Annotated in this window: 15 protein-coding genes, 1 tRNA gene and 1 pseudogene; all 17 read right to left on the bottom strand. The window is 41.9% G+C overall.

Annotated features, from left to right (window positions below; genetic code table 11):
• Positions 1–121: 121 nt before the first annotated feature.
• Complete coding sequence (locus NML76_RS07115) at positions 122–721, bottom strand: response regulator transcription factor (RefSeq protein ID WP_254733151.1); 600 nt, start codon at positions 719–721, stop codon at positions 122–124.
• A gap of 1 nt (position 722) precedes the next feature.
• Positions 723–1,820 carry a sensor histidine kinase gene (locus NML76_RS07110; protein WP_254733149.1) on the bottom strand — a complete coding sequence of 366 codons (1,098 nt, stop codon included), beginning with the start codon at positions 1,818–1,820 and terminating at the stop codon, positions 723–725.
• Positions 1,817–2,557, bottom strand: a complete 741-nt coding sequence (locus NML76_RS07105) for an ABC transporter permease (RefSeq protein WP_254733147.1) — start codon at positions 2,555–2,557, stop codon at positions 1,817–1,819. The genes NML76_RS07110 and NML76_RS07105 overlap by 4 nt, the downstream gene beginning before the upstream one ends.
• Positions 2,526–3,443 carry an ABC transporter ATP-binding protein gene (locus NML76_RS07100; protein ID WP_254733145.1) on the bottom strand — a complete coding sequence of 306 codons (918 nt, stop codon included), beginning with the start codon at positions 3,441–3,443 and terminating at the stop codon, positions 2,526–2,528. The genes NML76_RS07105 and NML76_RS07100 overlap by 32 nt, the downstream gene beginning before the upstream one ends.
• 72 nt (positions 3,444–3,515) lie before the next feature.
• A complete protein-coding gene (locus tag NML76_RS07095) occupies positions 3,516–3,707 on the bottom strand; it encodes a hypothetical protein (protein ID WP_254733143.1) in 192 nt (63 codons plus the stop codon).
• Between the two features lie 131 nt (positions 3,708–3,838).
• Entirely contained in the window at positions 3,839–4,393 is a 555-nt protein-coding gene (locus NML76_RS07090) for an SP0191 family lipoprotein (RefSeq protein ID WP_254733141.1), read from the bottom strand.
• Between the two features lie 283 nt (positions 4,394–4,676).
• On the bottom strand, positions 4,677–6,341 hold the full coding sequence (locus tag NML76_RS07085; protein ID WP_013904691.1) for a DAK2 domain-containing protein: 1,665 nt from the start codon (positions 6,339–6,341) through the stop codon (positions 4,677–4,679).
• Between the two features lie 2 nt (positions 6,342–6,343).
• Positions 6,344–6,709 carry an Asp23/Gls24 family envelope stress response protein gene (locus NML76_RS07080; protein ID WP_003004393.1) on the bottom strand — a complete coding sequence of 122 codons (366 nt, stop codon included), beginning with the start codon at positions 6,707–6,709 and terminating at the stop codon, positions 6,344–6,346.
• A gap of 311 nt (positions 6,710–7,020) precedes the next feature.
• Positions 7,021–7,209, bottom strand: coding sequence for a 50S ribosomal protein L28 (rpmB, locus tag NML76_RS07075; RefSeq protein WP_001140948.1), 189 nt, complete (start codon positions 7,207–7,209; stop codon positions 7,021–7,023).
• 119 nt (positions 7,210–7,328) lie between these two features.
• A complete protein-coding gene (locus NML76_RS07070; protein WP_254733139.1) occupies positions 7,329–8,024 on the bottom strand; it encodes a hypothetical protein in 696 nt (231 codons plus the stop codon).
• Between the two features lie 4 nt (positions 8,025–8,028).
• The gene (locus tag NML76_RS07065) at positions 8,029–8,475 is read right to left on the bottom strand and encodes a LytTR family DNA-binding domain-containing protein (protein ID WP_003004160.1); all 447 of its coding nucleotides are present in this window, start codon (positions 8,473–8,475) and stop codon (positions 8,029–8,031) included.
• 299 nt (positions 8,476–8,774) lie between these two features.
• Positions 8,775–9,086 carry a hypothetical protein gene (locus NML76_RS07060; RefSeq protein ID WP_254733178.1) on the bottom strand — a complete coding sequence of 104 codons (312 nt, stop codon included), beginning with the start codon at positions 9,084–9,086 and terminating at the stop codon, positions 8,775–8,777.
• A gap of 200 nt (positions 9,087–9,286) precedes the next feature.
• Positions 9,287–9,359: transfer RNA gene (locus tag NML76_RS07055), tRNA-Thr, on the bottom strand.
• A gap of 46 nt (positions 9,360–9,405) precedes the next feature.
• Positions 9,406–9,845: pseudogene (locus NML76_RS07050) on the bottom strand (GNAT family N-acetyltransferase).
• The gene (locus tag NML76_RS07045; protein WP_254733136.1) at positions 9,803–10,588 is read right to left on the bottom strand and encodes an ABC transporter permease; all 786 of its coding nucleotides are present in this window, start codon (positions 10,586–10,588) and stop codon (positions 9,803–9,805) included. Before NML76_RS07045 ends, NML76_RS07050 begins: the two are co-directional and overlap by 43 nt.
• A 1-nt stretch (position 10,589) precedes the next feature.
• On the bottom strand, positions 10,590–11,408 hold the full coding sequence (locus tag NML76_RS07040) for an ABC-2 family transporter protein (RefSeq protein ID WP_061591408.1): 819 nt from the start codon (positions 11,406–11,408) through the stop codon (positions 10,590–10,592).
• A gap of 1 nt (position 11,409) precedes the next feature.
• The gene (locus NML76_RS07035) at positions 11,410–12,402 is read right to left on the bottom strand and encodes an ATP-binding cassette domain-containing protein (protein ID WP_254733133.1); all 993 of its coding nucleotides are present in this window, start codon (positions 12,400–12,402) and stop codon (positions 11,410–11,412) included.
• Between the last annotated feature and the right edge of the window lie 285 nt (positions 12,403–12,687).

The raw sequence follows: 12,687 nt of genomic DNA, 5'->3' as shown, positions 1-12,687 counted from the left end.
TAATTCAAGTAAAAATCACAAATTTTCTGAATTTTCTATCCAAATATGAATAATGAGAGTTCTCCTAAAAAAGAACAATCCAATCAAAAAAGTCTCTAGGAATCCTAGAAACTTTGCTTGCTTATAGCCATCCCTTTTCTTGGGCGATTTTCGCCGCCTCGGTCCGGTTCTCTGCATTCAACTTGGTCAGAATAGCCGACATATAATTGCGGATAGTTCCGTTAGAGAGAAATAAACGATCAGCAATTTCTTGATTAGAAGCTCCCTTTGCAACTTCTTTTAGGACCGCTTGCTCCTGAGAGCTTAGAGGATTGGGATGGGTCAAGATTCCTTCCATTAATTCTGGTGAATATTCTTTTTGCCCTGCTAAAACTGCATGAAGAGTCGCCATCAAATCTGTAATGCGACGTTCTTTTAAGACATAGGCATCTACTCCGGCCTTGAGGGCCCGTTCAAAATAGCCTGGTCGTTTAAAGGTAGTAACGATGACAACCTTGAGTTGGGGTCGTTGACGTTTGGCCCATTCCAACACTTCTAGCCCTGTTTTGATGGGCATTTCGATATCTAAAATAGCAATATCAACTGGATGGGTTTCGAGTAAACGGATAGCTTCTTGTCCATCGCCAGCTTGCAAGACATCTTCTACATCCTCTTGCAAAAGTAAGAGCTGGCAGAGAGCATCTCGCAACATACTTTGGTCTTCTGCAACTAATAAGCGCATCTTATTTCCTTTCTTGATAGGGGATCCATAATTCTATCCGGGTCGGCTTGTATTGATGACTGATATCTAGCTCTCCTCCCAACAAGGCAATCCGTTCGCGAATCGAGTGCAGATCCTTATCGGAGACCTTATCAAAGCCGATCCCATCGTCTTCTGCGACCATTTCCACCCCCGTCTCGGTGGAGCGATAAGAGAGAAAGGCTTGCGTCGCTTTGGCATGTTTGATCATATTGGTAGCTAATTCCAGAGACACCATGGCCAGAGCAGACTCTAGGATCGGCGAGATGCTAGCTGTATCGAGCTCGTTTTGAATCTCTACTTTGACTTGCGCCACTTCTAGCATTTGCTTGACGGTTTCCAACTCTCTTGCCAGGGTTCGCTGCTTCAAGTTCTCCACAATCTCTCGGACTTGATGCATGGACTCTTGACTGATGGCTTGAATCTCTTGCACCTGCTCCTGCGCCTTCTCAACTTGACCCAATGCTAAGAATTGATCGGCTAAGTCTGCCTTGACACTGAGCATAGCAAAGGTGTGGCCCAGACTGTCATGCAGATCACGGCCAATCCGATGGCGCTCGTTTTCTGCCAGCAAAAGATTGATCTGGGCATTTTGCTTGGCATGGTCAGCTTTCAACTCTTCCATCATCCGAATCCGAACCATGCCGTAAGTCATGGCATGGGTAAAGAAGAAAATGATGATTAAAAATACCCATTCATACTCCATCGCATTCTGTTTGAAAAAGATAACTCCAAAAAGTAGGAATTGCGATAGAAAAACTGTCCAAAGATAAGGAGAGCGAAAATTGCTAATCTCAAAGTGATAGACTAACAGGTTACTGATGAAGAAATAAAACCAAAAATAGTTAGCGTTAATAAAAAGAGTATTTCCTGCTACATAGGCTAGGAGGTACAGCCAACAAATCCAGATCAGCTTTTTGTTTTCAGTAATCAAGATTCCTAGATAGGAAGCAATAAACAAGAGGGCTAAAAAGAAGTGCCAGTAGGGAACCTCACCCAATAAAATAGAGATAAATGGGAATCCCATAAAGACTAGGCTAGCGTAAAACATATAATGAATACGCTTGAGTTTTTCAATCATGAACAAACCTCAGAATGACGACGATAGACGATGACAAGAGCAAACAAGACCAGGGTAAACAAGGTTAAATAAAGACTAGCAAAGCTATTAACCCGCCCCTTGTTTAAAAAGGTTTTGATCAGTTCCATCAATTGATAGGTTGGTAGGCACTTGCCAATGGCTTGCATCCATTCTGGAAAGACACTAATAGGCATCCATAGTCCACCCATGACAGCCAGTCCCATGTAAAGGAGATTGCCCGCAACCGACATCAATTGACTAGAAGGAAGCAAGGTCAAGACCAGACCGATAGCTACAAAAGCCAGGCTTCCTAAGATGAGAAGGAAGGCTGCAAGGATCCAATCCTGCAGGGGCATATTCACATGCCGCACTACATGACCCACGGTGAAGACAACTACAATGGATAGGAGAAAGTCGACAAAGAGACCGACAACCTTTATTAGATAATATTCTACCATAGATACGGGAGTATGACGCAAGACTTTTTGCCAATTATTGAGTCGATCAGTTTCAAGAACTGTTGGAAAGGAAAATAGAGCCGTAGACATCATGGAAAAAGCCGTCATGGAGAGGAGATAATCCCTCATAAAGTGAGCAGGTGCCCCTGGTGTGTCCTGGTAAATCCCTGAAAAGAAGAGATAAAAAGCCGTGGGCATCCCAATTGATAACAAATAATAAATGGCTTGACGTCTGGTCAAATGCCACTCAACCACGCCAAGAGCTTTCATGCGTTTCATCTTCTCTACCTACTTCCTTTGTATTTTCAAAAATAGAATCCAATAAACTTCGATTGGTCACTTCGATCTCTTGGATCGAACAGCCTTCTTCTTGCAATTGCCTCCACAAGCGATTGGCATCGCCTGTCACAACTTGAAGGGCATCAGGTTTGACAGTCACTTGACCAATTCCGTCCATCCCTGCCACTAGAGCTTGGTATCGCAAAGGCAGGGTAAAATGTTTTTCTACCTCTTCACTTCTCATAGCTAGTGGCGTCGTATCTCGAAGCAAACGTCCCTGGTGCAAGACCAGGATCCGGTCAGCTGTATGCTCTACTTCCTCAATGTAATGGGAAGAATAGACAATAGTGACGCCTTGTTCCTTTAAATCCCCGACAATCTCCCAAAAGCGTTGGCGAGTAGACGTATCCATTCCAGCCGTTGGCTCATCCAAAAACAAAAGACTGGGACGACCAATCAAGGTTAGAACAAAGGATAGGAGACGTTTTTGCCCACCAGACAGTTTACTGGCCAATTGTTTCTTTTGTTCTAGACTAAAACGCAATAGCTCATCGATTTCTTGCCCTGTTAAGGGATTGGGATAAATGGAGCGAAAGAAGTTGATCAGTTCCTGAACAGTTAACTTTTGAACGACGGCATTCTCTTGAGGGAGATAAGAGACACTAGCCTTTAATCGAGGATGACCAGGAGCCTTCCCTTCTACTTCAATGATTCCAGAAGTCACCTTCCTATCCCCTAGGAGGCAATTCATCAAGGTCGTCTTCCCTGCTCCGTTAGGCCCGATCAAGGCCAGACAATCCCCCCGTTCAACCGCAAAAGAAAGATCTTCTAGAATCACTTTTCCTTTGATACTTTTTTTCAAGTTTTCTACTCTAATGACACTCATGATACTCTCCTTTCAACCAGGCTTGGCCAGCCGGAATGATGACAAAAACAACCAAGGTCAATCCCGTTTTTTTCATTGCTCCATTTCCTTATTAACCGCCTTGAGCATTTTCAATCCTTCTTGAACCGCCCAGCTCATGATGCCAAGCCCAGCAAATAATTCCCAAGGGAAATGGTAATAGAGGCTATCATCCTTTGAAAAGATCAAATAGATGACCATTCCAACCACTGTTAACGTAAACACCTTAAATAACCATTGTTTCATTTTTCTTTCCTCTTACTTTCTGACTTTATTATATGAAAAGAAAATAACGGCCACTAGATGATTTTGTCACTGGCTGACATGACAAATGTCACTAAAAAAAGCCGAGTGACTTCACTCGACTTTTTCTCTTCTTACTGGCCTTCTTCTTTCATACCATGCAATTTCAAGGCTTTGACCAAGGCATCCGCCTTCATATTCTTCAAGTCATTGAGACCAGCATCTTTGAAGTAAGAAATTTCTTCTAGAGACTTGGTATCAATTTGGTTGAGGTCAATCACACTGGTTGAGAGCAATTTCTTCTCTGGTGTAACACTATATTCCAAGCTAAAACCAGGAACGTTTTTTAACTTCTTGTAGTCTTCATTTTGTTCCAACAAAGCTTGAATGGCTGCTGTGAGTTCTTCAGGTGACTTCTCTGCTGCGATAGTCCCAAGTTGTTGGGGTAGATCAGCTGTCACTTCGATACGAAGGTTTTCAACCTTATCTCCCTTTGATTTGATGATATCCCGGTGTTTTGTTCCCTTGATATCTCCAACTAAGGTTGTGGTTTTTTCTTCATTTTTTACTTCTTTTTTAACAGAGGAACTGCTAGAAGAGCTAGCGAGTGTTGTTTTCTTTGTTTGGGATTGCGAACAACCAGTCAATACCAAAATGGCTAGCCCAAGGGTTACAAAAAATTTCTTCATTTTTATAACTCTCCTTTCACATACTGTTATCAGTATAACATATCGCGTCTTTCTTGTCTAAAAACTCCACTTTTCAAACCATTTCCCCCTCATTTCAAGCCATTCATTTTGAATAAAAAACTGATGAATTTGATACTTTTTGCAAAGTCCCCTTTTCTTCACTAATAAAGCCTCAATGGAGGATTCACTTCCGTCTTAATTTCTCCAAATCACATCGATTTCATAGGGAATCTCCTCTTTTTCTATCTACAAAAAAAGGTTCCGAAAGGAACCTTCTGTTCAATTATTCTACACTAAACAAGTATGGGTAGACTGGTTGGCCACCTTGGTGGATTTCCACTTCTACATCCTCATACTTCTCAGCAAGGGCTTGGGCCAATTCGTTTGCCAACTCCTCACTGCCGTCTTCACCGACATAGATGGTCACAATTTCACTATCTTCGTCCAACATATGAGCGAATGTTTCTTCCAAGGTTTCCATCATATCTGGGTTTGAAACGACGATCTTACCATCGACCATTCCAAGATTATCATTTTCATGGATTTCAAGGCCGTCGATAGTGGTATCGCGAACCGCTGTCGTCACACTACCAGACACAACATCGCCCAATGAAGCGCTCATGCGTTCGTAGTTTTCTTCGATCGATTTGCTCTCATCAAAGGCAAGAAGACTGGTCAATCCTTGAGGGATAGTCTTGGTCTCTACAACTGCTGCTGGTTGATCAATCACTTCTGCTGCAGATTGAGCGGCCATCAAGATATTTTTGTTGTTTGGCAAGATAATGATGTTGCGCGCATTCAACTCTTCAACAGCTTTAACAAAGTCTTCTGTTGATGGGTTCATGGTTTGACCACCAGAGATGATGTAATCCACCCCTTGCGCTTTAAAGATATCAGCCAATCCGTCACCCGCAACAACTGCGATGATGGCATATTCTTTTTCTTCAACTGGTTTGGCTTGACGTTCTTCTTTTTCAACTTGCGCTTCGTGTTGGTTGCGCATGTTGTCGACTTTGACCTTGACCAAGCTTCCGTACTTAAGACCTTCTTGCATGACAAGACCTGGATCTTCTGTATGGACGTGAACTTTGACAATCTCATCGTCATTCACCACCAATAGGGAATCCCCAAGGTTGTTCAAATAGTTACGGAATTCATCGTAATCGAAGTCTTTGACATAGGTTGGACCTTGTTTCAAAGCGACCATGATTTCTGTACAGTAACCAAACTTGATGTCTTCAGTAGCCACATGGCCAGCGACTGACTTGTGGTGTTCTGCATTAATCATTTCTGACATGGTTGCAGGTGTTGCTTGGAACTCTTCAGAAGCGATGAATTCACCTGTCAAGGCTGACAAGAATCCTTCATAGATGAAGACCAACCCTTGACCACCAGAGTCTACCACACCAACTTCTTTCAAGACCGGCAACATATCTGGAGTCTTAGCAAGAGCTGTTTTAGCCCCTTCAAGAGCTGCACGCATGACTTCTACCGCATCATTGGTAGATTCTGCTTTTTTCTTGGCACCGATGGCTGCCCCACGAGAAACCGTCAAAATGGTACCTTCAACCGGCTTCATAACGGCTTTATAAGCGACTTCTACACCAGACTGGAAGGCTGCTGCAAGTGCTGCTCCATCCAATTCTTCCTTGTCTTTGACACTTTGAGAAAATCCGCGGAACAATTGAGAAGTGATGACTCCTGAGTTCCCACGCGCCCCCATCAAGAGACCTTTAGCGAAGATCCCTGCTGCTTCACCAACAGTTGAAGCAGAACGGTCCGATACTTCTTTGGCCCCATTTTCGATGGTCATTCCCATATTGGTTCCTGTGTCCCCGTCTGGTACAGGAAAGACGTTCAAAGAGTTTACATATTCCGCTTGTTTATTTAAGCGCGTAGCCCCCGCTTGAACCATTTCTTGAAATAAACTTGTAGTAATATTAGCCACGATTATTCTCCCACAATCTTGATATTTTGAATATAGACATTCACAGTATCCGTAGTGATTCCAAGTTGATTTTCCAAACTAAATTTCACACGTTCTTGAATATTTTTTGAGACTTCGCTAATTTTTGTTCCATAGCTCAAAACAGTGTAAACATCAACTGCGATAGTTCCTGCTTCCGTTGTTTTGACAACAACACCTTTAGAGAAGTTTTCTTTCCCTAGGAGGGCTTGGAAATTATCTTTGATCGCATTTTTGCTGGCCATTCCAACCACACCGAAGATCTCAGTAGCAGCACCGCCTACAACAGTTGCGATAACCTCATCAGTCAATTCAATTTGACCGTCCTTTGTATTGATTTTTACTGTCATAATTTCTACCTCAAAAGTATTTTATATTCTATTTTACCATAAAAGAGGTCAACTGTAAAAGGGTAGGGACTATTCTTCTCCCGCTGTGACAGCTGTCTCTAGAGAAAAAGAAAAGGGAGTGGGAAAGAACTCCGTAAAATAAAAAAAGTTGAAAAGGTTCCCCAAACCTTTTCAATTTTCCCACCCCCGCACAGTTGATTAGGAAGTACGAATGTTTCAAACATGAGTAGTTCCAATCAACCACTGCGTCATGCTACTATTCCTATCAAAAAGCGAAGGCTGGACACTTTATGCCCAGCCTTTTTTCTTTATTAAACGCGTTCTACTTTACCAGATTTCAATGCACGAGCTGAAGCCCAAACTTTTTTAGGTTTACCATCGATAAGGACAGTTACTTTTTGAAGGTTTGGTTTTACGGCACGTTTTGTTTGGTTCATAGCGTGTGAACGGTTGTTACCTGATACAGTCTTACGACCTGTGAAATAACATACTTTAGCCATTTCTGTGTTTCCTCCTATTAGATCTAATATAACGGATGTGCTAGCACCACATACCGTACTATATTACCAAAAAAAATCTCTCTTGGCAAGCTTTTGGCCAAAGTTTTTCAATTTCTGACTTAAGAAAACGAATTCGCTCCTACATAGATAATTTCTAGATTTCCTAAGGAAACATCGCCCGTAATGTAGAAATCCTTGCTAGTGAGAGCACTTGGATTTTCCTGATGTTGGATCGCTGAGAGGGAATTATCCACATTAACATGGACGCGCCAATCGCTTGGTACATAGAGGCTCAGACTCCCAAGGGAAACATCGACAACAAACTGAGCAGAAGGACCCTCAATCCGGCAATTGTCAAAATAAACCGAAGCTTCTCCCATACTTACATCTGCACTTCCGTGGGTAAAGTGTTGGTCATTGAGATATTTTGTCACTGTGGAAAAAGTGACATCGATGTCATTGCCATCAGACTTACTCATCGAACCAGAAGAATAGGAAGCTAGGCGGGCTTTTGTTTTCTTAGAGGGTTTGAACAAGATGTTGAGCCCAATCACAGCGAGAATGGAAGAAAGGATGACAACCGAATTGGACACCGGAAGGAAATGGTATTGCCCATTGAGACAAAAGAGGGCTAAAAGTCCATAGATGAAGCCCCAACCAAAATGGCGTTTCAAGAAACTAGAGAGAGACAGGACTGCAAGCAAGGTGACCCAAGCTAAGGTCCAGATGCTGATGTCCCATTTTACAAAATAGCCTTGTAAGAGGAGTAAGGCTGCTAATAGGATTAAGAATACTCCGATTAATTTTTTTCTCATAATATTACCTCATTTCATTTAGTCGTTCTTTTAAGAGTTGATAGTAGCGTCTAGATACGTGGACCTGCTTATGGGTCTGGTAGAAATTGACCGTGCTGGTCCCTGAAAAAGACTTTTCCAGAGAGTAGATCTGCTTTGCGTTGACAATGGTGGATTTGGAAATCCGACAAAAGGCGATGGGAAGCAGCTCCTCCAACTCATAGAGCTTCTGCTTGACCTCATAGGCCTCATCCTTGGTGTGTCCAAAAATCTTCTCCCCATCCGTCTCAAAAAAGAGGATCGATGCTACATCTAGAAAATACTCACTTCGGTCCTTGTAGAAGGCTAATGGAGCGACTTTTTGTTCTAGGATTCTCTCTTGCAGCTGGGTCAACTCCGGGGTCAAGCGCGGAGCTCGAATCAAGATCTCAGGCTCGTCCATTGATGGATCCAATTCGATTCTAACTTTCATAAAACTCCTTTCCCAACGTTTTGATAGTACCATTATAACAGCTGTTGAAAACAAAACAAGGGCTTTTCAGTAAGTGGCATGTTTCCCCCATCAAGAGGTAGTTTTTGAGAAGTAAAGAGAGAGTGGGACAGAAATCGGTCATTCGTTAGAATTCGATTTCGTCGTCCCACCTCCGCACAGTTGAGTAGGGCTGTAAAAGCTGATGAAATCAGCGTAGTAGAGCCCACTCAACCACTGCGTCTTGCTCGACAATTCAAAAATAATTAAGAGGCTAGGACTTTTGTCCCAGCCTCCTTTCTTTATTTGTTGCTATTCTTATCCGGTAAAAGAAAACTAAGGCCCACGCAAGCGAGCACACCTGCTGTGATGACCAAGCCATTTGAAACCGGCAAGAGATCGTAGATCGCATTTGCAATCATCAGCGCAATCAAGGCACAGATAACACTTGCCTTGTAATCTTTTTTCAATAGATTTTCAAGAGTAAAGAAAGCAAATAAGAGAACGGGGAATAAAGGCCAGATATTCACATCAAGCTTTGGAAAGCCAACCATTCCCATTGTGACAACCGCAAGAGCAGCAAGAATAAATGCAAGTCCAAGAAATTTTTTCATCATCATATACCTCATTTTCAATAGTTGGAAGGGGGCCTTCCTTTGATGATTCTATGATAGCAGAGAGCTCCTATGGAGACAAGGACTTTTGACTAAGCGGTCAAAAATGGCGCCTATGCGGTCAAAAAAAGAAACGAGACAGAACGAATATGTGATGAACATCATTCGTCGTCTCGCTCCTTCAAAGCCGTTTCTTCCTATGCCGATTGCAGGGATCGAACCTGTGACCTACGCGTTACGAGTGCGTTGCTCTACCAACTGAGCTAAATCGGCGATTACCCTCTTAGTATAGCACTCTGATAGCGGATGTCAAGCACTTTTAGTTGATCTTTTTAATCAGAATCTGACATGGATTCTGTGGATCCCATAAATATGGAAAAATCTCTAATTTTTTAAAACCAAGACTGCGATAAAAGACATTTGTTCGGTCATAATCTTTATTTGAACCTTCTGCGACTGTTTTGACCTGTAGGTAGTCCACTTGTTTGACTGCTTCTCTTTCTATAGTCGTAGTTAATTCCCTTCCAATTCCTTGACCTTGGAATGATTTTTTCACGCCTAGACAATCAATTTCAGCACAATCTTCACTCGAATATGATAAACTTATAAACCCTACTACATCACTTTCTTGATAAGCAGCCCAACTCGTAAATCCTTGACTGCTTCAATTACAAACATCATCAGTTCCTTTCTTGGTTTTAGTCTTACTTTAGCTTTTACGAACCCGCACTTTCGTAGGCATCTAAGCCCTTGTCCCATAGTTTCAAAGAAATGACAAAGAAGACAAGGGAAATCAGAATCAAACCACCGATATTAAAGAGCCCATTCTTACCCTGCAAGAAATAACTGGCAGGATAGTAAGCCGTAAAGGCGAAAGGTACAATAAAGCTAATTAACCAACGAAGGAGCGAATTGTAAATAGAAATCGGGTACTTGGCAAAATCATTAAACATATAGAAAATGTAAATCATAGCACCTGACTGCTTGGTCCAAAAAGCGATGCTGGCTGTCGCGATTTTTAAAGAAGTGTAAATCAAGGTCGCAAAAGGAATACAAACTAGAAAAAGCAGGAATTTAGGAAGAGTCCAAGCAATGCTAGTCGCCGTTGTCGTTAATAAGATGCCACCGACCAAAAGTTCACCCAAGGCATCAATCTGAAAGGTCTCAACGAGGATGTGAAAGAGAGGATTGATAGGACGAGTCAGATACTTGTCAAACTCCCCTTTTCGAACTAGCCGTTGACCTAAAGCCCAGAGATTGTCAAAAAAGAGATGATCTAATCCTTTTGGAATTAAGGAAAATCCATAGATAAAGGCAATCTCTTGAAAGGTCCAACCTTCTAGCGAGGGGATGTGTTGAAAGATGACATTGAGAAACAAGAGGTTTAGGCCTTGAGTCAGAAAGACTCCCAACACACCTACCACAAAATCCACCTTGTATTCCATGATTTGCTTGATGTATTGTCTGATAAAAATCAGATGCATGCGTTGATATTTTTTCATACTAACCTCCCTGAATGGTGATAAATGACTGGACTCGTTTCCAAATCAACTGAGACAAGCCCACCATCACTATAAGCCAGAAAAACTGAAGCAAAAGTGCTTGAAGAATCTGACTGGCATCGTATTTCCCAACAATAATCATGACCGGAGTGTAAATCAAGGATGAAAATGGCAATAAGGAGAGAATATCTGAAACCACCTTTGGAAAAAACGTTAAGGGAATCAAACTGCCAGACATAAAGGCCACTATTGAAGTCTTGAGTAGATTGGAACCCCATAAATTTTTAAATACAAAGGCTGAAAATCCAAAGCAGATATTAAAGAAAAAGTTAATCAGATAAGCCAGCGTTAAGCTAAAGAGATAAAGGACAGTTAATCCCAACACTTCTACAATACCTTGCCCAGATAAGATTTTCATCAAAACAATGACACTTAAAAATGGCAGTCCAACAGAGATAAAAATCAACCACTTGGAGCCAAGTTCGGTGAAAAGGTAAGAGGCCGCAAAATGCACTGGTCTTAATAAGCGCATGATAATAGAGCCATCTTTTACCTCATCACCAATCATAAAGGAGCTATCAGACCTGGTCAAAAGATTGGTCACAAAACTCATGATGATGTAGAGGGTGATATCCGCCATACTGAAGCCCTGAATCAAAGGCTCCTGGGAGGAGTCAAAGACAGCCTTCCAGAGATAGAAAGCGACAAAAGCCCCCATGACATCACCAATCCGATAGAGAATAAAGTTAACTCGATAGCTAATCAACTCCTGAATCCCTGCATTGATAAAGGGTTTATAACGTCTCCACAATTTGACCATCTTAGAGCTCCTTTCGATAGAAGCGACGGATAATATCTTCAATATCCGTATCTACCATCTTCAAATCACGGACTTCAAAATCAGATAAGGTTTGCTTGATAATATCGGCCGACTGGTAGCGGGAACTATCGAATTCAATATTGAGAGTATTTCCTTGTCTATCAATGGACATATCAGGTAAGCCTTCATAATGAGAGACAAGATGACCTTGACCTGGTACCAGTTCAAAGGAGAGAGTCTTCATCTTGCCAAAGGTCTCCTTGAGCTGACTCACCGTTCCATCAAAAATCTCTTGCCCCTTATCAATCATAAAAATCCGATCACAGAGTTGCTCAATGTCGCTCAAGTCGTGAGTGGTCAGGAGAATGGTAGTTTCTTCCTCTTGATTGATCTGGGTAATGGCCCGTCGAATGTTGTCCTTGACCGACACATCCAAACCAATAGTCGGTTCATCTAAAAAGAGAACTTTGGGATTGTGAAGCAAGGAAGCCGCAATATCCGCCCGCATCCGTTGACCTAGTGAAAGAGTCCGCACAGGATCCTTGATAAATTCCTTCAAATCCAAAACTTCATTCAAAAAGTCCATGCGCTTATGGAAAAGCGAGTCCGGTACATCATAGATCTCTTTCAAAACCGTGTAGGTCTCTTGCAAAGCCAAATCCCACCATAGCTGGGTGCGTTGTCCGAAAACGACTCCAATATCCTTGACATAATCTTGGCGATTATCCTGCGGAATCTTGCCGTTAATCCGACAAAAGCCAGATGTGGGCTTCAAAATTCCTGTCAGCATTTTGATGGTGGTTGACTTCCCAGCACCATTTGCCCCGATAAATCCTAAAATCTGCCCTTTTGGAACTTCAAAAGTTAAATCCCTGACCGCTTCAAAGGTCTGCTTTTCAGGATGAATAAAGGAGTGCAAGGCTCCCTTTAACCCCGGCTCCTTAACTGTCTTCACAAAATTTTTCTGAAGATGTTCCACTTCTATCATTGCCATATCTATCTCCCTATCGTAAAAAGCAACATTGTATTTTTGACTACAAATATTCTAAATCCTTACTTTCTACACTTACTCAATATTATTACAGAAGTCTTTATACCAACCTATTATAATCCAATAAAAAAAGGAATGCAAGCGCTTGCTTATTGATTATGAAATTAGAGGTTTCTCTCTTAAAATGAAACTTTTAATCAAAAATTCTGTTAAATAGTTTCCTTAAGACACCAAAAAAACCTGCCCTTAGGGGCAGGCTTATTGTTAAGAAAAAGAATTTTTTTAATC

It is taken from the genome of Streptococcus sp. CF8_Ac1-9, from assembly GCF_024295565.1.
Lineage (GTDB): Bacteria > Bacillota > Bacilli > Lactobacillales > Streptococcaceae > Streptococcus > Streptococcus parasanguinis_X.
Note: the sequence above shows the minus strand (reverse complement) of the source record. Positions and strands in the feature narration are given on the sequence as shown.

Excerpts from the sequence above, each read along its gene's own strand:
- NML76_RS07095 (WP_254733143.1), bottom strand. The coding sequence starts at position 3,707 with ATGAAACAATGGTTATTTAAGGTGTTTACGTTAACAGTGGTTGGAATG.
- NML76_RS07115 (WP_254733151.1), bottom strand. The coding sequence starts at position 721 with ATGCGCTTATTAGTTGCAGAAGACCAAAGTATGTTGCGAGATGCTCTC.
- NML76_RS07105 (WP_254733147.1), bottom strand. The coding sequence starts at position 2,557 with ATGAAACGCATGAAAGCTCTTGGCGTGGTTGAGTGGCATTTGACCAGA.
- NML76_RS07110 (WP_254733149.1), bottom strand. The coding sequence starts at position 1,820 with ATGATTGAAAAACTCAAGCGTATTCATTATATGTTTTACGCTAGCCTA.
- NML76_RS07100 (WP_254733145.1), bottom strand. The coding sequence starts at position 3,443 with ATGAGTGTCATTAGAGTAGAAAACTTGAAAAAAAGTATCAAAGGAAAA.
- NML76_RS07035 (WP_254733133.1), bottom strand. The coding sequence starts at position 12,402 with ATGGCAATGATAGAAGTGGAACATCTTCAGAAAAATTTTGTGAAGACA.
- rpmB (WP_001140948.1), bottom strand. The coding sequence starts at position 7,209 with ATGGCTAAAGTATGTTATTTCACAGGTCGTAAGACTGTATCAGGTAAC.
- NML76_RS07060 (WP_254733178.1), bottom strand. The coding sequence starts at position 9,086 with ATGAAAAAATTTCTTGGACTTGCATTTATTCTTGCTGCTCTTGCGGTT.
- NML76_RS07070 (WP_254733139.1), bottom strand. The coding sequence starts at position 8,024 with ATGAGAAAAAAATTAATCGGAGTATTCTTAATCCTATTAGCAGCCTTA.
- NML76_RS07080 (WP_003004393.1), bottom strand. The coding sequence starts at position 6,709 with ATGACAGTAAAAATCAATACAAAGGACGGTCAAATTGAATTGACTGAT.
- NML76_RS07040 (WP_061591408.1), bottom strand. The coding sequence starts at position 11,408 with ATGGTCAAATTGTGGAGACGTTATAAACCCTTTATCAATGCAGGGATT.
- NML76_RS07090 (WP_254733141.1), bottom strand. The coding sequence starts at position 4,393 with ATGAAGAAATTTTTTGTAACCCTTGGGCTAGCCATTTTGGTATTGACT.
- NML76_RS07045 (WP_254733136.1), bottom strand. The coding sequence starts at position 10,588 with ATGAAAAAATATCAACGCATGCATCTGATTTTTATCAGACAATACATC.
- NML76_RS07065 (WP_003004160.1), bottom strand. The coding sequence starts at position 8,475 with ATGAAAGTTAGAATCGAATTGGATCCATCAATGGACGAGCCTGAGATC.